The following is a 24,270-nucleotide window of genomic DNA, read 5'->3' as shown; positions in this document are numbered from 1 at the left end:
CACCGTCAGAAGGGCGGACGATGCGCTGTTCCCAGACTGCCACGCGGCACTGACAACGGCGCCTACGCGGCCGCCCGGACCGGGAGTTGCTGGCGCAGCCATTCCGCGCGGTCATGGGGAGGCCCGGCAGGGTACTGGGGGTACGCCTGCCGGGCCGTCAGTGGGGGCTGTTCAGCCCCAGGTGGTGTCCAGCGGGGTGATGATGATGGTGACGGTGCCGGATGCGGTGGGCAGCGTGGGCTGGCCGGCGGGCGGGGTGCCCCAGGTGGTGTCATCGGTGACGTCGAGGGCGCCCCAGGTGGTGTCGTCCTGGGGGCCGCCGTCCGCGGCGTCGTGGGCGAGGGCGGTGGTGGTGACGGCAGCCGCGGTGAGGGCGAGGACGGCGGCGAAGCGTCGCAGGCGCTGGAGCACGGGGGTCCCTTCTTCGGTTGTGGTGGTGCGGTGTGGAAACGATAACGGGGCGTCGTCCCGGTTTCCCGTGGCTTGCATCCTGCTGCGAGTCCCCTAATCCGTCTGCGTTTTCCTGGCAGTAGACGCTGTGGTGTGGGGGAGGATGCGTGCTACGGGCGCCGGGGGACGCCCCGGGCTCAATCTGCCTTAGAGTTTCTTCGACCATCAACCTTTTCGTGTTGCGTACACACGCATTGCGGCGACACGCAGTGTGGAGGCCTGTTTTGACGGGGGATCGGGAGCTTTGGCCATGGATTCACTGAGAGGTGACAGTAACGTTTTGTCGGACGCTGATGTGCAGGCGTTTGCCCTGATTGCGGCCGGTGAGTCAATACCCGAGGGGTATGCGGATTCCGTCGACCGGCTCGTCGCGCTGGGGTTCGTGACGATCCACCACGGAAGCGGAAACCGACCGATCGCCCTCAATCCGAAGACGATCGCGCAAAGAAACCTGGAAGCCCTCCTCGAAGAGGCGGCAGACCGGGTGCAGCAGATGCGTAGCCTGCACCAGATGTCCGACCAGTTGGCCGTCACCTTCCAGCAGGCCCAGTCCCAGCCCGGGATAGGCGGCAGCAGCCAGTACATCGACGACGCAGCCGCCGTGAACGCCCGCCTCGATGACCTGCTGACGTCGGCCCGCAGCGAGATCCTTGCCGCGCAGCCCGGCGGCCCGCGTACGAAGGAGCAGCTGGCACGGTCGGTGGACCGTGACCGGCAGGCCCTCGAGCGGGGCGTCAGCCTGATCACCCTGTACCGGGACAGTGTCCGCACATCCCCCGCGATGGCCGACCACATTCGCATGATGACCGGGTACGGCGCCCAGTACCGCACCCTGGTCGCCCCCTATGAGCGGGCCATCATCGTCGACCGCAAGCATGCGTTCGTGTCCGACTACACGGTGCCGAACTCTCCGCCGCACGCGGCCTGGCACATCACCGACCCGGCTGCGATCGGGTTCATTGTGGGCGCGTTCATGAATGCCTGGCAGCTCGCCCAGCCGTGGACGGGCGAACCGCGGACCGCGGAAGCGGAGGGCGACGGGTGGGAGGCGTCGCCGGTACGGGGCGGGCATCCGAACGTGGATGTCGTGTCTGGTGCGGGTGGCCGGCTGCGGACGACGCCGTTTGAGAGGGCGATCCTGCGGGACATGGTCGCCGGAATCCAGCAGCACACGACCGCGGCCCGGCTGGGCATCAGTACGCGGAAGCTGACGGATCACATTGCGGTGTTGCGGGAGAAGTTCGGGGCTGGGTCGCCGGCGCAGCTGGGCTGCCAGTTCGCGCTGTCTGCGGACTATCGGGTCGACGACAGCGCGCCCGCCACGGCCAGCGCTACGCGGGCCGGCGTCAGGGCGTAGACGTCAGGAGGGGCGCAGCCCGGTCGCGTTGGACGGCTGCACACCCTTCAGTTCGGCCAGCTCCCGCTGTGCGGCCTCGAGGCGGCGCAGGAGGTCCGCAGTCTCCGACTGGCCGGCCGTCGTCCCGCGCATGCGGCGTTCCCAGCCGCGGTTCAAGTACTGAAGGTCAGCGATCCGGGCCCGGAGGGCTTCGGGGTCGCGGTCCTGGCGCAGCTCGGCAACATCGGCCTCGAGGCGCTGGATGTCCTCGGCCGTGCGGGCTTTCTGCCGCTCCCGGCCCTTGTCGTAGCCGCGCCAGAACGCCGCCTGGCGTTCCTCCCGCGGGCACTCCACGATCCACGACAGCAGGGCCTGCGCGGCGTCCCGGTGCTCTTGCGCGCGTTCGGGGTCTTCCTGCTCAAGTTCGGCGATACCTCGGTAGTCGTACTCGCGGGACAGCTGGTCGGCGAGCGCGGCCACACGCGAGTCCTGAGCGGCATCTGACGTCACCGCTGGCCTCCTTCCCCATCGTGCTTGTGTTCGTCGCGGTGCGCGCCGCACAGCGTCCCGAACAGGTCCACCTTGCAGTCTCCCGGACCCTGGTACGGGTGGTCCCAGACGGTGGCCACGCAGATGGCCTGCTGGCCCGGCAGGGGCGGCGCCGTGGGCCCGGCGAGGCGGGCCAGCACGGCGTCCAGGTCCAACGTCACTCATCCCCCAGGCCGGACCCGACGATGATGCGCATCCGGGAGTGCTTGGTGGGACGGACAGCGTCGTCGGCGGCCGGCCAGTCGTCCGCGCACAAGCCGTACGACGGGGGCTCCCAGCGGGGCCGATAGTGCTTGTAGACGCGCTCCCAGTCAGCGTTGAAGTAGCACGGCAGCAGCCCACCCGAGTTCGGGATCGGCTCGGGCGCCTGCTCGTTCTGGGCGCGAACCTGCTCGGTGACGCGGTCGGCGTGGTCCTTGTGTCGCTTGCAGAACCAGTGCGCGGTGACCCATCCGGTACGGGGGTCTTTCTCCAGAACGCGGTGGTGGGAGGCCGCGCCGCATACGCCGTCTTCGGTCCGCCAGTCCCTGGGCGGCTTGTAGTTCGCCATCGCCTCCTCCTTCAACGCTGCCAGTTCTGGCGGCAACGTGTACGGGCGGATGGGAACGGGCGCGTCAGGATCCGGAGGGGCGGGTACGTACGGGACGGCTTGGCGGGGCCGGTAGGGGCGCAGACGCGGCGCCTCACAGAAGGGCCGGTCGAACTGAAGGTTCCTTGCTGACTCGGGCGGCTCGTAGCGGGGTGCATCCGCGGCCATCAGGCGGTCGTAGCGGGCCTTGCGGCCACGCTCGACTCCCAGCTTCCGCCGCGCCACCCGCAGGGGGCTGACGCCGTCCTCCCGCTTCGCCAGGTCAACGGCGTACGCGACTGCCAGGAGGAGTTCACGGGTCTCGTGGCCGACGCGCGGGTCCTCGTAGATCGCGGCCACAAGTTCGGGAAACGACCGATTCGGCCGCTGCTCCTCCGCGGGATCCGGTACAGAGCGAAGGGGCACGGTCAGGCTCCTTCCCGGGTGACCTGGTGGACAGCGTCGACCACGGTGTCCCGGCTGATGGTCTCGGGCAGCCGCTCCTTCCACGCGGTAGCCATCTGGTCCAGGCGCTCGACCTGCTTCTGCGCGCGCCGTCCGGCAGCCAGCTCGGCGTCCACACGAGCCGCGAGGGGCTTGCCGAACTGCTGCTCCATCTGGGTGGGGGCGAAGCGCTGTACGGCCTCCCAGAAGGCCTGTGCGGCTTCGTCGGGCTGGTAGTGCTCGCCGAACTCCAGGCGGCCGTCGGGGCGAATGGTGACCAGCGGCTTTTGACGGGCATTCGGGATGGCGAAGACGGAGGACGGCACCGTGGCCGCGGTGATGCAGACGTCTTGCAAGTCCTGCGGGCTGATCACGCCATCGTGGTTCGTCACCGTCGGGTCTCCTTCGTCCGCTGCTCGGCTTCGTAGTCGTAATGTTCGGCCTTCTCTCGGGCCATGCCAGCGGTCTCCCGGCGTCCCTCCAGGTACCAGTACTCGCCTCGGAGCGCTTCACCGCCGGGAGGCAGCGTGTCGACGTAGTCGGCGAAGGTCTTGAGGGTCTGTGCGGCGTACCGGTCAAGGGTGGCCTTGAAGACTTGGGGGTCGACCAGGCCGGCTCCGGTGGCCAGTTCGAAGGCCATGTCCTCGAGGTCCTGGCGGGCGTTGCAGCCACAGCGGACGCCGCCATCGTGGTGGGGCGGGTTCGGATCGACGTTGAGCAGGTACGGGCAGTGGTCTGGGAAGCCGTCGCAGGGACCCGAACCGGCCGGGGCGCTCGTGGTGGTCATGTGGCGGCTCCCTGGGGGATGTGGACCTGGCGGTGGACGGCGGCCAGGGTGTCGGTGTCGGCGGTCCACAGTCCGAGTTGGCCGCGGACTCCGAGGATCGGGTGGGGGATGGTGCGGACGTCCTTGAGGACCCAGTGCCAGAGGCTGCCGTTGTCGGGGCGGGGGAATCCCCACGGGGCGCAGCAGCGGGGTTTGGCGGCCGGGTGGCAGGAGGCGAGGGTGGCGACGGCGACGATGGCCCGGTGGTGGCGGGGCCAGTCGCGGATCAGGTCGGCGGGGAGGGCGTTGGCGTCTTCCGCGGCGCCGGCGTGGATGAGGATGCGGGTGCCGAGGTGGGCGGAGGGGATGGCTTTGGGCCGGTTCTCGATCCGCTTGTCCCCGTGGGCGATGGCGGCGCTCCAGGGGAACCGGACGGTCAGGGCGCGCACGTGGTCGTCCTCTCCGCGGTGCGCTCGCGGGCCGTGTCGCGGATCCCGGCGATGAGTTCCTCAACGCGGTCCAGTGGGATGCGGACGGGGACTTTGGCGAACCCGCTGCTGGCCCACAGGGTGACGGTCGGAGTGCCGTCCAGGTCGGTGTCCGGTTCGGTCTCGAGGCGGTGGCCGGCGGCGTCGGTGTAGCGGAAGGTCATCGGGCGTTCCGTTCCTCGGAGTGCTTGCGGGCGAGGTCCAGTGCGGTCGTCCGTACGTCCTCCGGGACGCTGGAGGCGGTGACCTGCACCCAGTAGTCGCAGTCGCACGGGGTGATGCCGTGCCAGCGGTTGCCGTCACAGTCGGTCTGCCACTTCACGGTGACGGGGATCGGGTCCATGACGACCAGGTCCTGCCAGTCGCCCCAGTTCGCCGATGGCCGCTTGCCGCAGGCGGCGTGCACGAGGACGGCCTGGCCTTCCTCGATCTCGAGGAGGAACTGGTCGTCGCCGGGCGGGCACTGGCATCCGGCGTCGTCGTAGTCCTCGTTGTCGGGGGCCGGATCTTCGGCCAGCTGGAAGAAGTTCAGGTCGGTCATCGGGTCTCCGAGTTCTGGTCTTCGGTGGCGGCGCGGCGTTTGGCGGCCCAGTCCGGGTCCCGGACCGGCGCCGGATGCAGGCGTTCCCCGGCCTGCCACGAGCGGACGTTCGCCAGGGTGCGGCGCGGGTGCCTGATCCACAGCCATGCCAGTGCGGCGAGGATGACGGGGAAGGCGGGCCAGAACCGCCAGCCGCGCGGGCCGGGCGCGGTCCACGCCTCGGCCCAACTGACGAGGGAGTCGAGGCGGGTCCGGCCGAGGGCGAACCCTGCGGCCAGGCCGAGCAGTGCGGCAAGCCAGATCACGAGGCGCTCCCGGCGGTGCAACTGCGGCAGGGCTTGGCCTTACGGCAGCCCAACAGGTGCGGCTTCTCTGTCCACTGGCGGACCGTCGCCAGTTCCGGCCGTACCCCGTTCGCCACCAGGTGGTCCCGGGCGAAGTCGGCGTCCTCCTGGTCGAAGGGGCCAAGCTCGACATATCCGCCGATGATCAACGTGGACAGGTGTCGCAGTCGTCCGCTGCGCTTGAAGTGCGCGGCGCTGACGGTCCACCATTCGCTGGGGCTGCCGCCGATGCTGTAGAGCTTTGCCTCATCGACGACGACGCCCCACTTTTCGGGTGCGGGTGCTTGGCCTGGGATATCGAGAGCGGTCTGGGCGGTGGCCATCGGTCAGGCCTCTTCGGCGAGCTGGGATACGGCGCTGGGCTGCTCGGCGGTGATCGTGTCGAGCATCGCGGCGGCCTCGGCGACCAGCTCGGGGTAGTGGTCCTCGCCGTCTTCCTCGCCGCACAAGTAGTTCTTGTGGATGTCGTAGTCGACCTCGTTGACGAGGGCACGGACGAACAGGTCGAGCGTCTCCGGGGTGACGTGCCACCCCTCGGCCTGTGTCTTGTCCTGCTGTGTCTCGCTGGCCACACCACCCGGACCGGACGGCTCATCGGCCATACGGCGCAGGTGTTCGGCAATTGCCAGCTGCGCGTAGGCGATCAACGCGAAGGTCCCACCGTTCTTCAGCGCGGCTTCAGCGGCTGCGGTGTGGAACCAGACGTCCCCGCTCTGGACGGCCAACGCGGCGGCGTGGAGCAGCGCGGTCCGGTCGGTGGGCGCAGACGGCGCGGCGGTGGGCGGGGTCAGAATGAACTCCAGCAGGAGCGGGCTGATGGTCTCCCCGGACGCGGAGCCTTGCTCGGACAGCCAGCACCAGTCGCCGGCTGTCATGTTGAAGTCGCCGCCCTTCCAGCCCTGGTAGGTCGCTCCCACAGCGCTGCGGGCGGCTTCGAGCATGTCGGCGACGGTGATGTTGGTGGTGGGTTCGAAGGCCAGGTCGTAGTAGTCGCCGCGGTAGGAGTGCGGGTTGTGGAAGCCGTGTTTGACGATCTGTTGGGGGTTGGCGGTTTCCAGGGCTGCGATGAGTTCGCCAAGTGTCATGGGGCTGCTCCTGGGGCGAGAGGCGTGTGGGGTCCAGGGTGGCGTGGATTGGGTGGGGGGTTCCCTGGGCGGGTTGCGGCGTGGGTGGGGGCGAGGTGGCCACTCTATCCCGTATCCCATTGCACTGCAATGGCGTAGACTGGAGGGGTTCCACCACCCCACCACCCGGCACGCCCAGCCCTCTACCGCCCAACCCTGGGCGGGTGCACGCTGGATGTGGCCGGACAACCCCCGGGAGGCACCCATGCAATGCCCCAACTGCGGAGGATCCGCGCACCAGGCATCCGACGGATCATGGTGGTGCAATCTGTGCGGCAAGATTTCCGGTGTCGCGCCCGCCCCGGCCTCTGCTCACACTCCGGGCCCGCGGGTACAGTCCACTACGTGAGGAAACCCAAACCGCTCCCACCGCCCGTCCTGACCGAGGAGCAGGCCCTGGCTGCTGCGACGTTCCTTGCCACGCGCGAGATCACCTCCACGATGTGCCCGCGGTGCAGCAGTGAGGTCGCCGGCGTGAACGGACGCTATGCGTGCGGCGCTTGCGGTTGGGTGACGCCCTGGCATGAAGGGCACACGGTTCTGCCGTCCGCTGAGGACGACCCGGACTGGCCCGGTCACCAGCAGACTGCCTGACGTACGCCCGGTGCCGGGCTGCGAGCGTGACGAAGCCCCAGGCCATACAGCCTGGGGCTTCTCCGTTCCTGCGCTCAGACGTCCGCGTCCGCCAGATGTCCGGCTGCCATCTCGCGTAGCCGTTCGGTGACCGCCTGGCAGTCCGACAGGGCGCGGTGGTTGCCGCCGTAGAGGGGCTGCCACGTGTAGTTGCCCCAGTAGTCGGACCAGTCTCCGACCCAGTCCGAGTAGGGGATCATCGCGTCCTCGAAGCGGACGTTGTCCAGCCAGACCGCCGCGGACACTTCGGGGTCGGGGTGGCCGTGCTGCCGGTAGCGGACGGTCAGTTCGTGGCGTAGCCGGCTGACGTCGAAGGACCGGTTGTAGATCACGCATCGGCGTCCGCCCAGGACGGTGGCGAGCTGGGGGAGGATCGCGTCGAACGTGGGGGCCTCGCGGACGTGGTCGTCGGTGATGCCGTGGATGTCGGTCGCGTCCGGAGGGATCGGCTGGCCGGGGTTAATGAGCGTGTCCAGGAGGGGCTGCCCTGTCCGGTCGGTGACGGCCAGGTCGACGATGCGCGCATCGTCCTCGAGGCCCGTGGTCTCCGTGTCCAGGAAGACCGTGTCGGGGTCGGCGAGGACGTCCCGGGCCCACGCCTCCAGGTCGGCGACCTGCCGCCGTCGCGCCTCCTCTGCGCGCCGCTCCTGCTCCTGTGCGGCCTGCGCAAGATTGGCACGCCACCGGTCGAACGCTTCTGCGCACGGCGGGCAGCGCAGCGGGCCCTGCCAGGTTACGGCCGCCCGCCCTGCGGTGATCTCCTCGTCCGTCGCGGTCTGCACCGCACAGTCGTAGGTCGTGCCGCCCTCGCGGGGGTGGCCGGGGCATGTCCGAGCCCATACGGCGCGCCGCTCCTCCTCGACCTGGTGACGGACCGCGTACTGGATACGGCATGGGGCGCAGGCCGGCCACTCGTGCACGTCCTTCGAGAGCGGCGCACCGGACTCACGGCGGCACCGGTGGCAGGTACGGGTCTGCCGGGCCTGCGCCTCCTGCTGCGCCCTCCTACGGCAGCTCTCGCACCGCTGGTACACGATGTACTCGCAGACCGTCCGGCACTCCGGGCACGTCCGCCGCGCGGTCTTCGCGGCCTGCTGCTTCGCGGACAGTGGACGCATTGCCGCGGCGTCGGCCGGGTCGTACAGCGGGAACTCGCCCCAGCCGTGGCCGCTTCGGTACACCCGTACGAACGCGACCGGCTCCTGGCCGTCAGCCGGCTTCAGGCGCTGCTGCTTCAGCTCCGTGATGGTCCGCAGGTGCTTCAGGTCCTCCGGCAGGTCCCGCCGCTCGTACACCGGCGGGCTGGTCGTGGTGGCGGAGTCGGTCATGGCGCTTCGTCCGCTTCTTCCCAGGGCGCCCCGAGGGTGCCGAGTACGCCGGTGGCCGACCGCAGGTGGTCCTCAACCCTGCCCAGTGCCTCGCGGGCGTTCCGCAGCCCGTACGCGGCCGTGTGAACTGCGTCGAAGATGTCCTGGGCGGACACTTCGCTGGGGTGCCGGTCTGCCAGGCGGATCCGCTGGTCGTCGCTGAGGGCTTGGAGGCCGGCCTCGAGCTGCTGAAGGGTCTGGGGCAGACGCTGCACGATCGTCGCGACCGCGGACGCTACGTCGGACACGTCGGCGGGGTACGGGAACGCGTCTGCCTTCAGCGTCCGGTGGTTCAGGGCCCGGACTGACTCTGCGGCGTCCGTGGCCAGTTGAGAGGGGGTTCGACTCAGGTCCAAGACGGTCTCCCGTGGTTGTCGGCATGCAGATTCTGGCAGGCTGGCCACTGCCTGATCGGGCTATCCCGTGAGGTCCTTCTCGTTGCCCACGTGGCGGGCTCGCGGCATGCCGGAGAACTGTGCGGACCGGCCGCCCGGGGCCCGTCGCATCGCCCGTTCCGCCGTCTTCCGGGCCTCTTCGCTCGCGTCTACGACGTCGACGTCATTCCAGTAGAAGTCCAGCATCGTCCGCAGCGTTGTCGGTTCCTGGTCGGGTCCGCACGGCACGGTGAGCCGGTCCAGGAGCTGCCACAGCTCGTAGTCTTCCTGCCCGGCGATCTCGCCGGCCTTCGCATGCTGGGCTTGGTGGCGGTGTACGGCGACGGCGAGCTTGCGCAGGGTCTCGCGGGAGTCGTTGCGGTTCTGCCGGTTGTCTTCCCTGTTGCGGTCCTTGGCGAGCTTCGTCAGCTCGGATATCGCAGCCAGCACGGTCTGGTGGAAGTACGCGGCCCTGCGCCGCCATTCCTCGTAGTCGGGGCGGGTCTCGAACCATTCCCGCTTTCCTTCCGGGCCGCGCCGGTGGCATTCCTGGTGGAAGGCTTCCCGGTCGGCCTTGCGCCGGCGGAGGGTGCTTGCGGTGCGCTGGTTGACGCGCCCGAGCAGCTCGCGGGTTCGCTCGAGGTGGTCCGGACTGGTCAGGAGTTCCCAGATGGCGGCGTCCCGCATCTTGGGGTTGATGTTCCCGGTGATGATTTCGGTGTACTCGTCATCGTTCAGGGAGGAAAGATCGGGTGCGTCCACTACTGGCCTCCAAGCCGGTGTTGGGCGGTGCTGAGTTCTATCGTGCCGTCTGGCACTGACAGTGGGTGCAGACGAAAGCCCGGCCACCGTGGGGGCGCGGCCGGGCTTCGGGGCGGTGCGTGGATCACCTCCGTTCCGTGGGGATGAGGGGGAGGGCAACGGCCAGGAGAGCGGCGAGGGCTTGTGCTCGGTCGGCCGGCAGGAGCGCGGTGAGGGTGGCGCAGGCTAGGACGATCAGGGTGTGGGGGTCGGTCGGGATTCGGTCGTTGTGGTGGGCGATGTCGGCCATGGGGTCCCCGTTTGGTGGTGGGGCGCGTCTGGTCGGTCCAGACTGCGCGCACGGGTTCCTCGTTGGGGTGCTCGGGTGGAACCGCACGGGGAAGGTCTTCGAGGGCTGATCCCCGTGCGGTGAAACCACCGTAGCCCATAGGCCATTGCAGTGCAATGGTTAGCGGTCCTATCGGGAGGGCCGTTCCCAGCCCGCATCGCGCTTCCGCTGCTCCTCAGCCCGCCGGCGCCGGGTCTGGCACAGCAGGCACAGGTCCGGCGCGTCCTCGTCAACGGCTCCGAACGGATGCCGCTTGCAGCGCGTCAACGGCTTCGGCCCAGCCACCTCATCCAGCAGCTTCAGCACCTTCTGGAGATCCTCACGCATCTCGTTCAGCTTGTCGGCCGGCGCGTCCCGGGTGAGGGCCTCCCCGTGCTCGCCGATGACTCGCAGAGCACGGCCCAGTTCGGGGATCTGGTTCGGGTTCACGGTCAACCTCCGCTTCAGAAGGGGGCTTCAGTGCAGTACGCCTGGACCTGGTCCGGGGTTCCGTACTTCCGGGCGTACATGGCGCGCAGACGTTCCGTCTCCGGATCGACCGTGGGGTCCTGGTGGTCGTCGTATGCCGGTTCCTGGGCCTGCCAGACGGTGTCAACGCCTTCGAACGCGGCACGGAAGGCTGCGGCGGCCGCCTCGGATTCCTTTCGGCACGTCAGGCATTCCCCGCTTTCGGGGACGGCGCCAGGGAACGGCAACTGGCAGATGACGCACTCCGGCATCCGCCCGCTGGTGTTCGTCTTGTTGCTGCCGTCTTGTACGGGTCGGCCCGCGGCGCGCGCTTCCCGTCGTGCAGAGCGACGCTCGAGGCAGGCCCGGCATTCCGCACCGGTGTCAATCATCGTGCCGTCCTCGCACGACAGGTCCGGGCAGTACCGCGGCGGGCAGATCAGCTCCAAAGCAGCGCCCACAGGGGCTGTCAGGGTGCCGTCGTGCAGGGCGGGTTCGTACTCGTATGCGAGCCAGCGGCGTTCCACGCGCGCACGGATCTGTTCCACAGTCCGCGACTCGAGCGCTTCGAGGACGGCCGGCCGATTGCGCTTGGGGAACTGCTGGTAGGGCAGCTTGTCCAGCAGCACAGACGGCAGGACAGCCTCCACGGCTCGGACCGCGGCCAGCTGCTCTCGGGACAGCTCCGGTGTGCCGGGGTCTCGCTGCCCAGGGACGTCCGCCTTGCCTGCTGCCTCATCCGATGACGAGCTCTCCTTGCCCGCCGCGGCGAAGCCGCTTTCATCCTCAGCTGCGCTACTACCTGGGGTAGAAGTGCTACGCACGCCACCGGCACTACGTGCCGAAGGCACATCCCCCGTCTCCTCATCTCTCTCGCACGCGTAAGAAGTCTTCTTCCTTATATGAGCACCCCCCTGACCGACCCCCGGTGAGGGGGGTGTCGGTCGCACCTGCGCTTTTGCATCATCTCCGCAGGTCGGACCGACACCCCCAAAAGGCAGGGTCGGTCGCGGAGCGGGAACGGATGCCCTTCCGCGCGGGTCCAACCGGGTGGGCTCCACGCGGTGGGACTTCACGTTGCCTTCGTCGTAGATCTCTTTGAGCATCTCCGCCACGTCCTCAGCCGCGAACGGAATCGAATCCACGCTGAACGTCGTGTACCAAGATCCGCCGCGCTTGACGACCTCCTGGCCGTCTTCGAGGACCGTCTCTGACGCTGCCCGCTGGATCTTGAACTTCACCACGTTGGCGTGATCGACCAGCATCCGCATGGCTTTGGACAGGGCCTTTTCGCCCTCTTCGTAGTCCTGGCTCAGGGACTCCACCGTGACGTCGTCGCCATCCTTGGCCCGGATCAGCCGGGTGAGCAGCCCAACGGCCAGGATGGAAGGGAGCGTGTCGATCGCCTCGTTGTCCACTGCCGCAAAGCGGGCAGGACGTGACCTGCGCTTCCTCACCGCGATGCCTCCGTCACGTGGAGCATCGAGTGGGTGGTCTCTTGGGGGTGACTACTTGGCACGGTGCGAAGTGCCGCTACTCTTGGCATGAAGCCTCGCCTAACTGCTTATGGGGACTTCGATCGCCAGCGGACGCCAATCCGCTGGGTGTGCTTGACGGCCGGTGGGTGCTGCGACCTGCCGGCCGTTCTGCGTTTCCGGGGCGATGAGGCTGCGATCTCAAGGCCCGGGTGACCGGTGTTGCTACTTGCGGCCGCGGCCGCCGCGGCGGGGGCCGTCTTTGAACATGGCGATGAAGATGCCGGTCTCCATCGTTCGGACGGGCCCGACCATGACGTAGGGCGTCTGATCCGGGCGGTCGCCGAACCGCCACCAGTCCGGGTTTCTCCGGGCGTGGTATCTGAGGCCGTCCGGGGTGATGTCGTCGACCAGGCCCAGCTCGATGAGGAGTGCTGGGCCGGTGGTGAAGGTGACGAATGGTGGCAGGCTGTCTGTCATCGGCTTACACCGCCGACGGATACTTCGGTCCAGCGCGAGAATGTCGATAGAGTCGACACGTACAGGTCCTTCCTACAAGGGGTCGATCTGTTCAGCCGGTCCGTATTCGCAGTACGCCGGCGCGGAAACGGTCGACGGTCTAGCCACCAGTCGGCCGTTTCTGCTGCTCAGGGCGGTGATCTCACGAGCTCATCCTCTCCTGTCACGCCGCGAGGGAGTTGATCGCTTCCACGGTCGCGGCCGCGGTCCGGTTCCCGTCATACCGGGGAGCGGAGAGCATCCCGGCCACACGGTCCATCCGCTTCACGATCCACGAAATCTGTTCCTCCACTGGCAACGACAGCACCGGTGCCAGGGCTTCGGCCGCGCCCTCCACGTCATCGAGTTGGACCCGGGCCGTGGCCAGGTAGATGAACGCCAGCCGTTCATCGTCCAGCGACCGCTCCTCCACCGGGCCGGACTGCCACAGGGCAATCGCATCCAGTGCTTCCCGAGCCGCACGCTCTGCGTCGTGGCCGCCTTGCAGCCAGATCAGCGACGATCCGGCGTAGTACGACTGCTTCGCCCTCGAGAACCCGAACAGGCCCTCCAGGGTGTCCGGCCGGCGGATGCGTTCCCGGGCCGTTTCGGCGCCGTCCAGGGCCAGGTTCGCGGTCCTGCTGTCACCGAGGTTCGCCAGACATTGGGCTTCGCCGCACCGCAGGCGTGCCTCACCGGTGCCGTGCCCGGACCCCACCCACTGGTAGCCGTCCCGTACGTACTCCAGTGCACGCCCGTAGTCGCCCTGGAAACGGGCGATCAGGGACTTCGTCCCGGCCACCCACGCGGACAGCTCCGCGTCCCCGGCGAACTCAGCGCACCGGCCCGCCGCGGTGGCGTGCTCAAGCGCCTCTTCCGAGTCGCCCATGTCGAGCAGCGCGTACGACAGCACCCCGGACAAACGTCCGGCAGCCACGTACAGGTCCGAACGGTCAGCCGGCCGGTGATGCCCGGACCGGATCCGCTCGAACGCTTCCCCGCGCAGCACGTGCGCCCGGTCCATCATCGGACCCGGGGGAGAAGCCAGGTAGTCGACTGCCGTCACGGCGACACCGTCCTGCAACTCTGCGATGTCCAGGTCGGCCAGCGCGGTCAGATCCCGCGACATGGCCAGGGCCGCGGCCCTCACCCGGTGCGTTGCCGCAGCCTCCCGACGCTCCTGGTCCTCCCGGTTCCACACCGCGACCAGCCGGCCGTCGGCGCTCAGCGCGTCGTCGGCGAGCTCAGCGACCTCGAGCGGCGCTGGTCGGCGGCCGGACTCGAAGTGGTGCAGAGACGTGCGGTCGTAGTGCACCTGCTGCGCCAGCTTCGCCAGCGACATGCCGGCGTCCATACGTAGCGCGCGAAGCAGCTCCGGGAAGGTCGTCATGCGGTGAGTGTTCCTCCTCTCCGATCGGTACGGGAGTGCGTGATGCCGCTTATGCGCCGTGATGTCGGAACCTGACCTGTTGGCAGATTGCTTTGGCCAGAGTTGCCAACACGCAGAGCAACCCCGAGGCCTGTGACCGGTGTTGGCATGGAGTCAGAACAGATCACCGACTCCAGGAGCCCCGGCCGTGGCATCACGACGCGTCGTCCCCTTCAGCCTTGCGGCGCTCTTCCCGCTTGGCGAAGTGGACACCGTGTTCTGGGTTCCGGGCCTCGAAGTACTGCTTCACCGGCTCCCAAGGGAGGAAGTAGTAGCGGCCGACCTTCTGCCACTGCTCCTTCGGGATCGGGAAGTCCGGGTCTTTGTGCGCGAGCTGCTGGACCCGTTGCTTGCTGAGATCCACGCGTCTCGCGATCTCGGCGAGCGTCACCATCTCTGGCGGCCTCCCTTCGTCGGATTTCTTCGGCACACCCTCATCTTGCACCATGATGTTGACCCAAGTCTATATCAGTGGTCTACTGGACATACAGCACGACCCCGACCCAGCTTTCGCCGGACCGGGGTCGCGTGTCCGGAGCGGTGTTGGAAGCACCGCAATGGACTTGGAACCGCCCTACCTGCGCTATCAGGAGGCTGATCCCGTCATGAAGGATCGCACAACAACCCTTACGAGGGCACCGCACCCGGGCGACACGGTCGCCACCACTCTCAAGACGTTCCCCGCGGGCGCCCCGCGCGGCAGCTGGCCGGCTGAGCAGTACGCCGCCGACCTGACCGCAGCCGGCACCCCGGCCACCGTCGTCATGGACCTCGCCACCGACACCTTCAAGGTTGTCGCGAAGGCGGTGGCGGCATGATGGGCGGCCACTCCCACGGGCCCACCGGCGGACGCCTCGTCTCCGACTGCCCCCTCTGCCGGCCCCTCATCGACGCCCGCAACCGGGCCATCCTGCACCTCACCGAGGCCCTGCACCTACTGAACGGCACCCAGGACGTGGACAGCCAGCCCACCATCCGCCTCAACCTGGCGCCGATCGGCCTCACCGGCGACGAAACCGGCCTCTGCCACAGCATCGACATCACGTCGAAGCTCGCGGAGTCCCTGTCCGACGCGATCGACTCGATGAACGCCTACCTCGGCAGCGAGCAGCCCAGCAGCGAGCAGCCCGAGTGGTCGGCGGCCGCCGTCGCCCTCAAGCACCCCCTGCTGTACGCCGACATCGTCGACGCGTTCGACGACGTCGACCCGCAGTCCTACCTCGACGACATCGTCAACTCCGACTGCCCGGAAGCCGCCCAGGCCGCCTTCGAGCAGATGGTCACCGGCGAGTGGGACGGCGAACTGTGATGGCCCGGCACACCGCGGCGAACGCCGTCCCCCCGGTCGACGGCACCGAACTCGGCAACCTCCTGGACGACCTTGCCGGCTGCCACCCCGGCATCGACCTCATCCGCGACGGCCTGCGCCTCATCGCCCTCGACCAGCACACCCCCGACACCACCCAGACCCTCGTCGCCTACCTCGCCGGATCCGCCGGCGCCGACATCCTCACCGCGATCGGGCAGACCGTCGCCCACCTCACCAGCCCCGACACCAACCCCGCCCTCCGCACCCTCCCCGACGACCAGCAGAAGACCGCCCAACACCACGGCGAGAACCTCGTGCACCACCTCGCCGACCCCGACCTGCACCAGCACGCATCCGAAGCCGCCGCCGCCATCGACGGCATCTGAGACGGAAGGACACCGCTCGTGGCCAACACCGACGCCGGTCAGACCGTGCAGCAGATCGTCGACCACGTCCGCACCGTCGTCCAGGCCCGGCAGATCGTCGAAGCCCACGCCGCCGGCCAGCCCAACGTCGCCCACCGCATCGCCGACGCCCTGTCCACCCCCGACCTCCAGCGCATCCAGCAGCACCTCGCCCACTAGCCACCCGCCCGGGGTCCGGCCCCCCAACCGGACCCCACCCCTCTGGCCCTGCACGAGACCGGCCCGACACCCCGGGACTGTGTCGCGCACGACCAGCAACCACCACCCACAGCACCGCCCACCGGAAGGAGAACCACCCCGTGAAGAACCGACTCCGCACCGCCTGGCACCTGCTCCGCAACATGGGCCAGTGCAACGTCTGCTCCGGCTGGTTCGACAACTGGCCCGGCGGAACCTGCGCCGCCTGCCTCGCCACCGGCCGAACCTGACCGCCCCTCACCCACCCGACCGCACGACTGGAAGGAGCCCGACATGGCCACCACCACCGACCTGACGACCATCACCGACGACGAGGCCCGCATGCGGACCTTCCAGATCATCGGATCCGACATCCCGCCCGGCACCGCCGCCTTCACCGGCGACTGGCACCAGGCCCTCCAGGCCACAGCCGCCCGCTGGACCCCCACCACGGTCAGCGCATCACCCGTCGAACCCGCCAAGACCCCGGCCTGACCCCCATCCCGCACCACCACACAGGAAGGACCAGCCCATGCTCACCCAGGTACAGACCGCGGTCGCGCAGGTGCCCGTCCAGGCATGGGCCGTCCTGCTCGCCCTGCCCATCCTCGGCATCGGGTACCGCCTCGCCGCGAAGGCCCGCACCCGCACCAACCGGCCGCCGCGCGACAAGGCCAAGCGCCGCACCATGACCGGCCTCCTCGGCATGGGCCTGGTCGTCGTCGCCGGCCTCGCCCTCTCCACCAACACGTCGGCCCGCTTCGCCCAGAAGCGGCTCCACATGGAATCCCCGCTCCACGTCACGGTCGGCCTGGTCCTCGAGGCGATCGTCCTGGGCCTGTCTCTGTACGCGTGGGCGTTCAACGACAAGGGCGCCACCCGCACCGCCTACCTGCTCGTCTTCGCGCAAGCCGTCGGCGCCATTGAGGTCGTCCGCCAGGAGCACGAGGACATCGGCACCGCCCTCGTACGGATCGTCGGCCCGGTGATGCTCGCGTACGGCCTGCACAAGCTCCTCGGTCTCGAAGCCAAGCTCGGGAAGATCGAGATCAAGTCGGACGGTCTCATCGCCCGCCTGTGGCGCGACCGCCTCAAGCGCCTTGAAAGCCGGTTCGGCATCGGCTCCCGCGGCGCCGACGCGCAGGCCATCAGCCGCCGCAACGCCCAGGACAAGGTCGTCGCCCTCGCCACGCTCGGTAAGCCCTGGTACATGGGCAAGCGCCGCTACGAGAAGGCCCTCATGCGGGCCGGCGACGCCTCCTTCCACGGCCTGGGCGACACCCTCGACCAGCTCGGCACCGAGATGGGTCTCACCACCCGCATCGACCGCATGGGCGCCTTCAAGGACCTCCCGAACCGCACCGAGACCTACACCCTGCGGTCCCTGCGCCCCACCAGCAGCCCCCAGGGCGCACTCAGCTCCACGCCCGACGACATAAGCGCTCTGACCAGCGAGGGCGCAGCAGGGCGCACCACAGGGCCCAGTGAAGGCGCGACCGAGGCGACCCCCGGCGAGGCGCAGGCGAGCAAGAGGCCCGACGCGGGCGACCCCGACCGCCGCAGGATCGCCTTCGACCTCTACTTCGACCTCCGCGGCACCGGCCAGGCCCCCTCCCAGAACGCCTTCGAGAAGGCCTGGCGCGAAGCCGGATACGGGCTCAAGACCGACGACATCCGCGCCCTCTACAAGGACATCCACACCAAGGTCACCGGTAACAACGCGTGACCGCCAGCCCCCGACCCGCCCCGACAAGGAAGGAACCGGCACCCCTCATGGGCACCGATGCCATGCGTACCGGCACGGACACGCGGACGGCCCCCACACCGTCCGCGGCACCGACGCGCGCCGTCCCCACCCGGCGGCCGGCCCCGGCCCCCCTCCCGGTACCGACCACCGCCCCCGACTGGCCCTCCCGCTGGCACCTCCTCATCCCCGTCGGCGTCCGCAACCAGATGGCCGGCCTGGGCCTGTGGCAGAACCCGACCCCGCTTATCCCGTCCGACCACCTGACCCAGACCCTCGCCGTCCTCAACCGTTACGGGTGGGCCCGCAGCCTGGACTTCAGCCCCACCGGGCGGATGTGCATCCGTGGCGCCCAGACCCTGCTAGAGCGCACCGGGCACGTCACCCCGGCCGCCCGGCAGAGGGCCGTCGACTACATGCAGCAATCCCTCCAAGAGCGCGGCTACCACCAGCCGTTCTTCGCCTGGAACGACCACACCGAGCGCACGTTGCAGCACGTCACAGCCCTGATCACCACATCCGCGAACGCCGCCCGAAAGAACGGAGAATAAGAAAGTGTCCCCCGAGGAATTCGCCAACGAATTCGGCCCCGAAATGACGCCGCCTCCCATGGCCGACCCGCACCCGTACGGAATTCCCGTACACCCCATCAAGCCCGGCCTGACGAAGCGCGGAAGGGCAGCCGTCGCCGTCGCCGCCACCGTTATTGCTGGTGGCGGAATGCTCGGATGGCAGCACTACGCCGCGCAGCAGGCAACCGCGTCCGTGAAAGCGCAGGAAATCGCCCTCAAGCAGCAGGAACTCCGGCTTCAGGAACTCAAGGCGATGAACGACATCAACGCCGCGAACCAGAAGACGCAGACCACCGCGGATGCCGCCCGGCAGAAGAAGGTCGACGCCTGCGTCCAGGACAACAAGGGCCTGGTCGGCAAGCAGCTCGGTGCGACCTACCGCAGCGTCCTCGAGGACTGCCAGGCCCAGTACCCCAGCAGCAGCACCGGGCAGGACATGCAGGAGGCCGCCTCCTCCACGAACTCCGGCGGCGGCGGGGTCAACAACGGGCTCCTCATCGGTGCCGGCGTTCTCGTCCTCGGGACCGGGATCGCCGTCCGCAACAAGGCCCGCAACAACACGCACGGTCACTACGCCTAGTTCCTACTACCTACCGCCTCAGGCCAAAAGAGCAGTCCAGGCACCCGATAGAACTCGCCCAGGGCGGATCTTGCGGCTTGAGGGCCGGTAAGAGTAACCCGATCAACTACCGAGAGTGAGGAAGCTGATGGCGAGCGACACGGTCCCCGCCGCGGCCGAAGGCCCCAACGAACCGACCCCCGCCACGCCCTCCAGCACCCCCACCGCCGGAGGCCTCGCCGGGCTGCTCGCCCCGGTCGCACCCGCCCGCACCGCCGCCTTCACCCTGGACCCCACCACCGCGGACGGCCACGACGACACCGCCGCCGGCGCATCCAGCGCCACCTACCACACCACCCCCGACGACCCGGCCCCCGACGGCAAGAAGAACGCCGCCACCCGGCAGGAAACCAGCATCACTCGGGCCTGGCTTCTGGCCGGGGCCGAACGCTGGCGTAAAGGCGCGGACGCCCGGAACAAGGCACTCGATGTGCAGAAAGCCCAGGCCGCTGCGAGGCAGGTGAAGGAAACCCGGACCGTGAACCGGTCGGAGAAAATCACCGGCGGGAATTCCAGCACGGGAACGAACTCTCAGAACAATTCAGGGAAGTCCCTCAACAGCAAGAACACGGGCGGGGGAAACGGCTCGAAGAACTCATCGCGGAAGCCCGGGAATGGTACGTCCGGGCCTTCCGGCGGTGGTTCGGGATCGTCCGGGGCCGGAGTCCGCGGCCAGGGCAACAGCAAGAACAACGGCCACAGCAACAGCACCCACGGGCCCGGCAAGGGCGGCGGGGGAGTAGGCAAGCACGACACCAGCAAGACCAAGAAGGACGGCGCCGACACCGGCAGCAGGAACGACGCCGGCCGCAAGCAGCCCAAGACCCCCCTCGACAAGACCCACGGCGGCACGTCGACCAGCAGCACCGGCCGCAAGGACCACCGCGGGAACGCCACCACGCAGACCTGCGGCGACAGCTCCGGCATCACCAAGAAGACCCCCAAGAACGACCGCCCCGACCGCGAGCGTCGCACGCCCCGCCCCGCAGACGACACGGCCACTACCGGCAAGGGCACCGCGGGTCCGATCGACCTGACCAAGAAGACGAAGAAGGAGAAGGAGCAGGGTCCGGCTGCGTCCCCCAAGAACGGCCAGGACGCCGCGGGGCAGAAGACACCCCCGAAGGCCACCACCCCCGACCCCAAGACCGCGCCCAAGACCACGCCCAAGGACGGGAAGGCCCCCACCAGCGGGAAGCCCCTCAACACCCAGCCCTCCCGCGAAGCCGGATACCGCGACGGCACCCGCGCCGGACGCGCCGCCGCCCACATCGAGGCCTACCGCGACGGCGTACGCGACGGATGGACCGACACCCGCACCGCCGCCACCCACGACAAAACCCGCCTCGACAACGCCCACCAGGCCCGCAAGCAGCAGCACACCATCCCGCCCAAGCCGACCCACCCGCCCACACCCCCACGCCCCGAGGACCCGCCCATGACCCAGCCCGCCCCCATCCAGGTCACCGGCGCCGACGCAAGCGGCATCACCCTCGGACAGGGAGCCGACCGGCCCCACCTCAGCCGCGGTGAAGTCCGCTCCATGGCCGGCTTCCAGCGGCGCCTGACCGCGAAGAACGACATCCTCACCCAGATCGCCGACCGCGCCAAGGTCTACGAGGCCCACGCGGCCGCCCAGACGAAGAAGGTCGGCAAGCTCCTCGAGCAGGCCAAGACCGTCAAGGGCGGCGACAAGCTCGTCACCGCGCTCATCAAGCTCGAAGAGGCCGCCAAGGTCCAGGAAGACAAGGCCCGCGAAGTCCACAAGCGGGCCGTCCGCGGCGCCGAAGCCTGCACCGTCGTCGGCACGAACATCGACACCCGCTACGGCGACATCTACAAGGCCGCCGTCGACTCCATCGACGGCACCGCCGAACTCGTCTACTACCAGGACCTCGGAATGGCGGAGATGACCCATGCCTGACCTGACCTACAAGGGCCTCCAGGCCTCCACGACCGCCCTCGCCAAGGACATCGCCCGCTCCGCTGAAGCGATCCGCAAGGAATCCCAGGCCATCGACGACGAAGCGAAGGACACCGGTCGCCAGGCCGACGGCATCGCCTCACTCCGCGTCGACAACACCACCGTCAGCGAAACCCGCGACCTCGCCAAGATCATGGCCGGTCTGTCCGACGCGGTCATCGCCTACGCCTCCGCCGGCGACACCACCGCCCGCCACGCCCAGGCCGCCCACCAGCAAAACCACGACAGCCACGACCGGATCCACGAAGCCGTCCGGCGCTCCCCGGTCGGCCGCGACATCTACGACGTCAACCGGGCCTGGGTGAACCCCGAATAGCCCCACCCCACCCCGCTCTCGGGGCCGGGACCAGACAGCCGGGTCCCGGCCCCACCCACACCCCACCACACTCCCAGGAGAACCCCGATGGCCACCGACACCACCACCAGCGTCCGCCCCGCCAGCACCGAACGCACCATCGCCACGATCACCAGCCTCGCCCCCGTCGCCACCGGCATCATCGCCCCCCTCCTCAACAGCGACGCCGCCACCGCCACCGACCTCGCCTACCTCGCCGGAGCCGGCTTCTTCACCGCGAACGCCATGGACTGGATCCCCCACCGGACCCTCAAAGCCCTGCCCGCCGGTGACGTCCTACGCGCCCACCGCTTCCCCGCGTTCCTGTCCACCGTCGCCGCAGGCGTCGCCCTCGGCATGGGCACCTACGCCGGAGCGGACGGCACCGACGCCCTGATGGCCGGCGTCCTCCAGCCCCTCACCGCCCAGGGCATCGTCTCCCTCGGCTGGTGGGCCACCGTCGCCCTCGTACCCGTCCAGCTCCGCAACGTCCTGCGCCGCCCCCGCCGTGCCGCCGCCGCCAGCCTCTTCCGCCGCCTCCCCGACCGCCCCGAAACCCCGCCCGTCACGCTGCCCGCCACCGAAGCCGAACGCATCGCCCACCGGTGGGGCCAGCACATCTCCCACCCCGACACCGGCACCCACCGCCACCAGATCCTCCACGTCCACACCGTCACCCCCCACCGCTGGACCGGCACCATCACCGCCCCCGCCGGACAGTCCGTCACCGTCACCACCGACACCATCTCCAGCGTCTACCAGGTCCCCACCGCCTGGATCACCCTCACCCCCGGCTCCCACACCGGCGAAACCCGCATCACCGTCAACCTCCACGCCCCCGCCGAACTCGACACCGCCACCCTCGCCGGAGCCTGGAAGAAATGGGCCGCCCGCCGCGGCGGCGTCATGGCCGGCACCCACCTCCAGGACGTCCAGGACGACCCCAACACCGGCGGCCAGGTCGCCCACGTCGTCGCCGACGAAGACACCGACAGCCTCCCCAGGCCCAACATGACCGACCTCGTAGGCGCCCTGCGCACCACGCCCCTCCTCCTCGCCTACGAACCCAGCACCAACCCCCGCCGCGCCCGCATCCGCCTCATGAAGGAAAACCCGCTCCGCGCCGGCGTCCCCTTCCCAGGCCCCCACATCCTCGATCCGTCCCCCGGCGGCTACATCCGTCTCGGGGTCGCCGTGTCCGGCAGGCCCGTCCGCGTCCAGCTCCTGGACCCGAAGCTCGGAGCCCGCCACATCGTCATCACCGGCATCACCGGCTCCGGCAAGGGCGGCGTCCTCCAGCTGGTAGCCCTGGCTGCGCACCGGTCCGGCGCCGTCATCCTCTACGCCGACCCCAAGGGATCATCGAACCCGTCCATCGAAGCGATGGCCGCCTACTCCGGCCTCGGTGAAGACGGCAGCATGGGCACCCTCCGCATCGCCCACGCCCTCCTCGAACACCGCATCGCGGAAACCGCACGCCTCAAGCAGAAGAACTTCGACCCCAACGTGATGCCGCACGTCGTCCTCATCGTCGACGAAACGTCATCCCTGACCGGCGAAGGCGCCACCCACCGCAAGGAAGCCGCCCAGGTCCTCGACCTCGCCGCCCGCAAGGGCCGCTCCCTCGGAGTGTCCCTGGTCCTCGCCAACCAGATCCTCCAGCTCGAGCAGTTCGGCGGGAAGTCCTCCATCCGCGACAACGTCGTCGGCTCCGGCGGCGTCATCATGCTCCGCTCCGACTCCTCCCAGCGCACCCTCATCGACCTGCCCCCGGGCATGGAAACCGTCAACCCCGCCGACATCCCCGCCACCTGGACCGGCGACGACGCCACCCTCGTCTACAGCGACGACACCCACATCGCCGACCCCGAATCCACGTTCGGACTCGGCTACTTCATGACCACCGACGGCATCTGCGCCATGGGCCGCACCCTCGACCTCGAGGACGCCACCCCCCACGTCGACCCCACCAAGGTCCGCGAACCCCTCGAATGGCCCGACTGGACCGACCGCGACGCCATCGCCGTCACCTCCATCCTCGGCAACGACGACCCCGACAACGACGACACGGCCCTCTTCTCCACCACCGAGATCACCCCCGCCAAGCCCACCAGTGCCGGCGACAAAATCCTCAAAGTCCTCGAAGGCCTCGCCGACCCCCTCGACCTCGACACCGTCTACACCCACAAAGACGACATCGGCCGCCTCGCCGGCATCGAAGGCTCCACCCTCGACAACGCCCTCTCCGCCCTCGCCAAAAGCGAGCAGATCCACCGCCAGGACGGCAAACGCGGCTTCTACGGCCTCGGCCCCACCCCCGACAACGCCTGAAGGAGCACACAGCATGGCCACCCACACCCCGCACCTCCGGACCCGACGCGCCAGCCGCCGCTTACCCCGCCTCGGCTGGTGGTGGGCCACCCTCGCCGTCGTCATCCTCGGCATCGCCAAAACCTGGCCCGCACCCACCGCCGCCGCGGCCGTCCTCACCAGCGCCGCCCTCATCACCTACGTCATACGGCCCCGCCGTCTCACCCGCCTCTGGAACGGCCTCGACACCCTCCAAGACCGCCGGCGCGCCCTGCCCCACCCCGGGAACCGCACCCTCGATACCTTCCACCGGATGACCCCCGCCCAGTTCGAGCAGGCCATCGCCGAACTCGCCCTCGAACACCCCACAGTCACCACCGCCACCCCCACCGGAGGCGCCAACGACCGCGGAGCCGACGTCCTCGTCACCCTCGACAACGGCCGCCGCATCCTCATCCAATGCAAGCGCTACGCCCCCGGCAGCAACGTCGGCTCCGACACCGTGCAAACCATCAACGGCGTCTACCGCGACATCCACCACTGCCACGCCGCCGTCATCGTCACCACCGCCGGCTACACCCGCGCCGCCCTCGACACCAACCTGCTGCTGCCCCAGCGCATCCGCCTCATCGACGGACACGGCCTCACCACCTGGGCCAACGGCGGCCCCGCCCCCTGGCAGTAGCCCGCAGGGGAAGGCGTCTCAGACAAACCCCGCCGCATGCGCCACCATCAGAACTGCACGGCCCGGAGTCCTTGGACGGCAGCGTCCCCGCGCCCGCAGTACGAGAATCCGGGCCGTGCCACAGACCGCTCGGGGACCATCCCCCCGGCACCCGAGCACACGTCGGCCCCGCCACCGAAATCCCCCCG

The 24,270-nt window shown here is 69.2% G+C and carries 35 protein-coding genes; 14 read left to right on the top strand and 21 right to left on the bottom strand.

Annotated elements, in window-relative coordinates; translation table 11 throughout:
• Positions 1 to 171: 171 nt before the first annotated feature.
• Positions 172 to 411, bottom strand: a complete 240-nt coding sequence (locus tag ACFV0T_RS26375; RefSeq protein WP_385783869.1) for a hypothetical protein — start codon at positions 409 to 411, stop codon at positions 172 to 174.
• 289 nt (positions 412 to 700) lie between these two features.
• Here ACFV0T_RS26375 and ACFV0T_RS26370 point away from each other — a divergent pair, with 289 nt between their 5' ends.
• On the top strand, positions 701 to 1,807 hold the full coding sequence (locus ACFV0T_RS26370; protein ID WP_385783867.1) for a hypothetical protein: 1,107 nt from the start codon (positions 701 to 703) through the stop codon (positions 1,805 to 1,807).
• A 3-nt stretch (positions 1,808 to 1,810) separates the two neighbouring features.
• Here ACFV0T_RS26370 and ACFV0T_RS26365 read toward each other — a convergent pair whose 3' ends face one another.
• From ACFV0T_RS26365 to ACFV0T_RS26270, 20 genes are all read right to left on the bottom strand, one after another.
• Positions 1,811 to 2,296 (bottom strand): hypothetical protein, encoded by a 486-nt coding sequence (locus ACFV0T_RS26365; protein ID WP_385783864.1) that lies wholly within the window; start codon positions 2,294 to 2,296, stop codon positions 1,811 to 1,813.
• Positions 2,293 to 2,496 (bottom strand): hypothetical protein, encoded by a 204-nt coding sequence (locus tag ACFV0T_RS26360; protein WP_385783861.1) that lies wholly within the window; start codon positions 2,494 to 2,496, stop codon positions 2,293 to 2,295. The genes ACFV0T_RS26365 and ACFV0T_RS26360 overlap by 4 nt, the downstream gene beginning before the upstream one ends.
• Positions 2,493 to 3,329, bottom strand: a complete 837-nt coding sequence (locus ACFV0T_RS26355; protein WP_385783858.1) for a hypothetical protein — start codon at positions 3,327 to 3,329, stop codon at positions 2,493 to 2,495. The genes ACFV0T_RS26360 and ACFV0T_RS26355 overlap by 4 nt, the downstream gene beginning before the upstream one ends.
• A 2-nt stretch (positions 3,330 to 3,331) precedes the next feature.
• The gene (locus ACFV0T_RS26350) at positions 3,332 to 3,739 is read right to left on the bottom strand and encodes a hypothetical protein (protein ID WP_385783855.1); all 408 of its coding nucleotides are present in this window, start codon (positions 3,737 to 3,739) and stop codon (positions 3,332 to 3,334) included.
• Complete coding sequence (locus tag ACFV0T_RS26345) at positions 3,736 to 4,134, bottom strand: hypothetical protein (protein WP_385783852.1); 399 nt, start codon at positions 4,132 to 4,134, stop codon at positions 3,736 to 3,738. The genes ACFV0T_RS26350 and ACFV0T_RS26345 overlap by 4 nt, the downstream gene beginning before the upstream one ends.
• Entirely contained in the window at positions 4,131 to 4,562 is a 432-nt protein-coding gene (locus ACFV0T_RS26340; protein ID WP_385783849.1) for a hypothetical protein, read from the bottom strand. The genes ACFV0T_RS26345 and ACFV0T_RS26340 overlap by 4 nt, the downstream gene beginning before the upstream one ends.
• Positions 4,550 to 4,765, bottom strand: coding sequence for a hypothetical protein (locus tag ACFV0T_RS26335; protein ID WP_385783846.1), 216 nt, complete (start codon positions 4,763 to 4,765; stop codon positions 4,550 to 4,552). Before ACFV0T_RS26335 ends, ACFV0T_RS26340 begins: the two co-directional genes overlap by 13 nt.
• A complete protein-coding gene (locus ACFV0T_RS26330; RefSeq protein WP_385783843.1) occupies positions 4,762 to 5,142 on the bottom strand; it encodes a hypothetical protein in 381 nt (126 codons plus the stop codon). Before ACFV0T_RS26330 ends, ACFV0T_RS26335 begins: the two co-directional genes overlap by 4 nt.
• Complete coding sequence (locus ACFV0T_RS26325) at positions 5,139 to 5,447, bottom strand: hypothetical protein (RefSeq protein ID WP_385783841.1); 309 nt, start codon at positions 5,445 to 5,447, stop codon at positions 5,139 to 5,141. Before ACFV0T_RS26325 ends, ACFV0T_RS26330 begins: the two co-directional genes overlap by 4 nt.
• Entirely contained in the window at positions 5,444 to 5,809 is a 366-nt protein-coding gene (locus tag ACFV0T_RS26320; protein WP_385783838.1) for a hypothetical protein, read from the bottom strand. Before ACFV0T_RS26320 ends, ACFV0T_RS26325 begins: the two co-directional genes overlap by 4 nt.
• Before the next feature lie 3 nt (positions 5,810 to 5,812).
• The gene (locus tag ACFV0T_RS26315) at positions 5,813 to 6,571 is read right to left on the bottom strand and encodes a hypothetical protein (RefSeq protein WP_385783835.1); all 759 of its coding nucleotides are present in this window, start codon (positions 6,569 to 6,571) and stop codon (positions 5,813 to 5,815) included.
• A 707-nt stretch (positions 6,572 to 7,278) separates the two neighbouring features.
• Positions 7,279 to 8,571 (bottom strand): exonuclease domain-containing protein, encoded by a 1,293-nt coding sequence (locus tag ACFV0T_RS26310; RefSeq protein WP_385783832.1) that lies wholly within the window; start codon positions 8,569 to 8,571, stop codon positions 7,279 to 7,281.
• On the bottom strand, positions 8,568 to 8,858 hold the full coding sequence (locus ACFV0T_RS26305; protein WP_385783829.1) for a hypothetical protein: 291 nt from the start codon (positions 8,856 to 8,858) through the stop codon (positions 8,568 to 8,570). The genes ACFV0T_RS26310 and ACFV0T_RS26305 overlap by 4 nt, the downstream gene beginning before the upstream one ends.
• Before the next feature lie 168 nt (positions 8,859 to 9,026).
• Complete coding sequence (locus ACFV0T_RS26300) at positions 9,027 to 9,746, bottom strand: hypothetical protein (RefSeq protein WP_385783826.1); 720 nt, start codon at positions 9,744 to 9,746, stop codon at positions 9,027 to 9,029.
• A 124-nt stretch (positions 9,747 to 9,870) separates the two neighbouring features.
• The gene (locus tag ACFV0T_RS26295; RefSeq protein ID WP_385783823.1) at positions 9,871 to 10,035 is read right to left on the bottom strand and encodes a hypothetical protein; all 165 of its coding nucleotides are present in this window, start codon (positions 10,033 to 10,035) and stop codon (positions 9,871 to 9,873) included.
• Between the two features lie 168 nt (positions 10,036 to 10,203).
• Positions 10,204 to 10,503, bottom strand: a complete 300-nt coding sequence (locus ACFV0T_RS26290) for a hypothetical protein (protein WP_385783821.1) — start codon at positions 10,501 to 10,503, stop codon at positions 10,204 to 10,206.
• A gap of 14 nt (positions 10,504 to 10,517) precedes the next feature.
• Positions 10,518 to 11,939: a hypothetical protein gene (locus ACFV0T_RS26285; protein WP_385783819.1), complete on the bottom strand. Its 1,422-nt coding sequence runs from the start codon at positions 11,937 to 11,939 to the stop codon at positions 10,518 to 10,520.
• A gap of 282 nt (positions 11,940 to 12,221) precedes the next feature.
• Positions 12,222 to 12,476, bottom strand: coding sequence for a hypothetical protein (locus ACFV0T_RS26280; RefSeq protein ID WP_385783816.1), 255 nt, complete (start codon positions 12,474 to 12,476; stop codon positions 12,222 to 12,224).
• Positions 12,477 to 12,678: 202 nt separating this feature from the next.
• A complete protein-coding gene (locus ACFV0T_RS26275; protein WP_385783814.1) occupies positions 12,679 to 13,884 on the bottom strand; it encodes a helix-turn-helix domain-containing protein in 1,206 nt (401 codons plus the stop codon).
• A 193-nt stretch (positions 13,885 to 14,077) separates the two neighbouring features.
• Positions 14,078 to 14,353, bottom strand: coding sequence for a hypothetical protein (locus ACFV0T_RS26270; RefSeq protein WP_385783811.1), 276 nt, complete (start codon positions 14,351 to 14,353; stop codon positions 14,078 to 14,080).
• Positions 14,354 to 14,528: 175 nt separating this feature from the next.
• Between ACFV0T_RS26270 and ACFV0T_RS26265 the strand changes: the two genes are divergently transcribed.
• The 13 genes from ACFV0T_RS26265 to ACFV0T_RS26205 all read left to right on the top strand — a co-directional run bounded on the left by ACFV0T_RS26265 (position 14,529) and on the right by ACFV0T_RS26205 (position 24,082).
• On the top strand, positions 14,529 to 14,741 hold the full coding sequence (locus ACFV0T_RS26265; RefSeq protein WP_385783808.1) for a hypothetical protein: 213 nt from the start codon (positions 14,529 to 14,531) through the stop codon (positions 14,739 to 14,741).
• Positions 14,738 to 15,232, top strand: coding sequence for a hypothetical protein (locus ACFV0T_RS26260; protein ID WP_385783806.1), 495 nt, complete (start codon positions 14,738 to 14,740; stop codon positions 15,230 to 15,232). The genes ACFV0T_RS26265 and ACFV0T_RS26260 overlap by 4 nt, the downstream gene beginning before the upstream one ends.
• On the top strand, positions 15,232 to 15,618 hold the full coding sequence (locus ACFV0T_RS26255) for a hypothetical protein (RefSeq protein WP_385783803.1): 387 nt from the start codon (positions 15,232 to 15,234) through the stop codon (positions 15,616 to 15,618). The genes ACFV0T_RS26260 and ACFV0T_RS26255 overlap by 1 nt, the downstream gene beginning before the upstream one ends.
• A gap of 18 nt (positions 15,619 to 15,636) precedes the next feature.
• Positions 15,637 to 15,816, top strand: a complete 180-nt coding sequence (locus ACFV0T_RS26250) for a hypothetical protein (RefSeq protein ID WP_385783800.1) — start codon at positions 15,637 to 15,639, stop codon at positions 15,814 to 15,816.
• 140 nt (positions 15,817 to 15,956) lie between these two features.
• Entirely contained in the window at positions 15,957 to 16,085 is a 129-nt protein-coding gene (locus ACFV0T_RS26245; RefSeq protein ID WP_385783797.1) for a hypothetical protein, read from the top strand.
• A gap of 43 nt (positions 16,086 to 16,128) precedes the next feature.
• Positions 16,129 to 16,329 carry a hypothetical protein gene (locus tag ACFV0T_RS26240; protein WP_385783794.1) on the top strand — a complete coding sequence of 67 codons (201 nt, stop codon included), beginning with the start codon at positions 16,129 to 16,131 and terminating at the stop codon, positions 16,327 to 16,329.
• Positions 16,330 to 16,366: 37 nt separating this feature from the next.
• Positions 16,367 to 17,560: a hypothetical protein gene (locus ACFV0T_RS26235; RefSeq protein ID WP_385783792.1), complete on the top strand. Its 1,194-nt coding sequence runs from the start codon at positions 16,367 to 16,369 to the stop codon at positions 17,558 to 17,560.
• A 47-nt stretch (positions 17,561 to 17,607) separates the two neighbouring features.
• A complete protein-coding gene (locus ACFV0T_RS26230) occupies positions 17,608 to 18,129 on the top strand; it encodes a hypothetical protein (RefSeq protein ID WP_385783789.1) in 522 nt (173 codons plus the stop codon).
• A 4-nt stretch (positions 18,130 to 18,133) separates the two neighbouring features.
• On the top strand, positions 18,134 to 18,730 hold the full coding sequence (locus ACFV0T_RS26225) for a hypothetical protein (RefSeq protein ID WP_385783786.1): 597 nt from the start codon (positions 18,134 to 18,136) through the stop codon (positions 18,728 to 18,730).
• 127 nt (positions 18,731 to 18,857) lie between these two features.
• Positions 18,858 to 20,693, top strand: a complete 1,836-nt coding sequence (locus ACFV0T_RS26220; RefSeq protein ID WP_385783784.1) for a hypothetical protein — start codon at positions 18,858 to 18,860, stop codon at positions 20,691 to 20,693.
• Positions 20,686 to 21,069: a hypothetical protein gene (locus ACFV0T_RS26215; RefSeq protein ID WP_385783782.1), complete on the top strand. Its 384-nt coding sequence runs from the start codon at positions 20,686 to 20,688 to the stop codon at positions 21,067 to 21,069. The genes ACFV0T_RS26220 and ACFV0T_RS26215 overlap by 8 nt, the downstream gene beginning before the upstream one ends.
• Positions 21,070 to 21,156: 87 nt before the next feature.
• Positions 21,157 to 23,418 carry a hypothetical protein gene (locus ACFV0T_RS26210; RefSeq protein WP_385783779.1) on the top strand — a complete coding sequence of 754 codons (2,262 nt, stop codon included), beginning with the start codon at positions 21,157 to 21,159 and terminating at the stop codon, positions 23,416 to 23,418.
• Between the two features lie 13 nt (positions 23,419 to 23,431).
• Positions 23,432 to 24,082, top strand: coding sequence for a restriction endonuclease (locus ACFV0T_RS26205; RefSeq protein WP_385783776.1), 651 nt, complete (start codon positions 23,432 to 23,434; stop codon positions 24,080 to 24,082).
• Positions 24,083 to 24,270: the final 188 nt, after the last annotated feature.

This window comes from Streptomyces sp. NPDC059582 (genome assembly GCF_042735715.1).
Classification (GTDB): domain Bacteria; phylum Actinomycetota; class Actinomycetes; order Streptomycetales; family Streptomycetaceae; genus Streptomyces.
The sequence above is the reverse complement of the archived record's forward strand: the minus strand, read 5'-3'. Positions and strand labels throughout refer to the sequence as shown.

Excerpts from the sequence above, each read along its gene's own strand:
- ACFV0T_RS26370 (WP_385783867.1), top strand. The coding sequence starts at position 701 with ATGGATTCACTGAGAGGTGACAGTAACGTTTTGTCGGACGCTGATGTG.
- ACFV0T_RS26345 (WP_385783852.1), bottom strand. The coding sequence starts at position 4,134 with ATGACCACCACGAGCGCCCCGGCCGGTTCGGGTCCCTGCGACGGCTTC.
- ACFV0T_RS26335 (WP_385783846.1), bottom strand. The coding sequence starts at position 4,765 with ATGACCTTCCGCTACACCGACGCCGCCGGCCACCGCCTCGAGACCGAA.
- ACFV0T_RS26330 (WP_385783843.1), bottom strand. The coding sequence starts at position 5,142 with ATGACCGACCTGAACTTCTTCCAGCTGGCCGAAGATCCGGCCCCCGAC.
- ACFV0T_RS26320 (WP_385783838.1), bottom strand. The coding sequence starts at position 5,809 with ATGGCCACCGCCCAGACCGCTCTCGATATCCCAGGCCAAGCACCCGCA.
- ACFV0T_RS26315 (WP_385783835.1), bottom strand. The coding sequence starts at position 6,571 with ATGACACTTGGCGAACTCATCGCAGCCCTGGAAACCGCCAACCCCCAA.
- ACFV0T_RS26310 (WP_385783832.1), bottom strand. The coding sequence starts at position 8,571 with ATGACCGACTCCGCCACCACGACCAGCCCGCCGGTGTACGAGCGGCGG.
- ACFV0T_RS26295 (WP_385783823.1), bottom strand. The coding sequence starts at position 10,035 with ATGGCCGACATCGCCCACCACAACGACCGAATCCCGACCGACCCCCAC.
- ACFV0T_RS26280 (WP_385783816.1), bottom strand. The coding sequence starts at position 12,476 with ATGACAGACAGCCTGCCACCATTCGTCACCTTCACCACCGGCCCAGCA.
- ACFV0T_RS26275 (WP_385783814.1), bottom strand. The coding sequence starts at position 13,884 with ATGACGACCTTCCCGGAGCTGCTTCGCGCGCTACGTATGGACGCCGGC.
- ACFV0T_RS26265 (WP_385783808.1), top strand. The coding sequence starts at position 14,529 with ATGAAGGATCGCACAACAACCCTTACGAGGGCACCGCACCCGGGCGAC.
- ACFV0T_RS26260 (WP_385783806.1), top strand. The coding sequence starts at position 14,738 with ATGATGGGCGGCCACTCCCACGGGCCCACCGGCGGACGCCTCGTCTCC.
- ACFV0T_RS26255 (WP_385783803.1), top strand. The coding sequence starts at position 15,232 with ATGGCCCGGCACACCGCGGCGAACGCCGTCCCCCCGGTCGACGGCACC.
- ACFV0T_RS26240 (WP_385783794.1), top strand. The coding sequence starts at position 16,129 with ATGGCCACCACCACCGACCTGACGACCATCACCGACGACGAGGCCCGC.
- ACFV0T_RS26235 (WP_385783792.1), top strand. The coding sequence starts at position 16,367 with ATGCTCACCCAGGTACAGACCGCGGTCGCGCAGGTGCCCGTCCAGGCA.
- ACFV0T_RS26230 (WP_385783789.1), top strand. The coding sequence starts at position 17,608 with ATGGGCACCGATGCCATGCGTACCGGCACGGACACGCGGACGGCCCCC.
- ACFV0T_RS26220 (WP_385783784.1), top strand. The coding sequence starts at position 18,858 with ATGGCGAGCGACACGGTCCCCGCCGCGGCCGAAGGCCCCAACGAACCG.
- ACFV0T_RS26215 (WP_385783782.1), top strand. The coding sequence starts at position 20,686 with ATGCCTGACCTGACCTACAAGGGCCTCCAGGCCTCCACGACCGCCCTC.
- ACFV0T_RS26210 (WP_385783779.1), top strand. The coding sequence starts at position 21,157 with ATGGCCACCGACACCACCACCAGCGTCCGCCCCGCCAGCACCGAACGC.
- ACFV0T_RS26205 (WP_385783776.1), top strand. The coding sequence starts at position 23,432 with ATGGCCACCCACACCCCGCACCTCCGGACCCGACGCGCCAGCCGCCGC.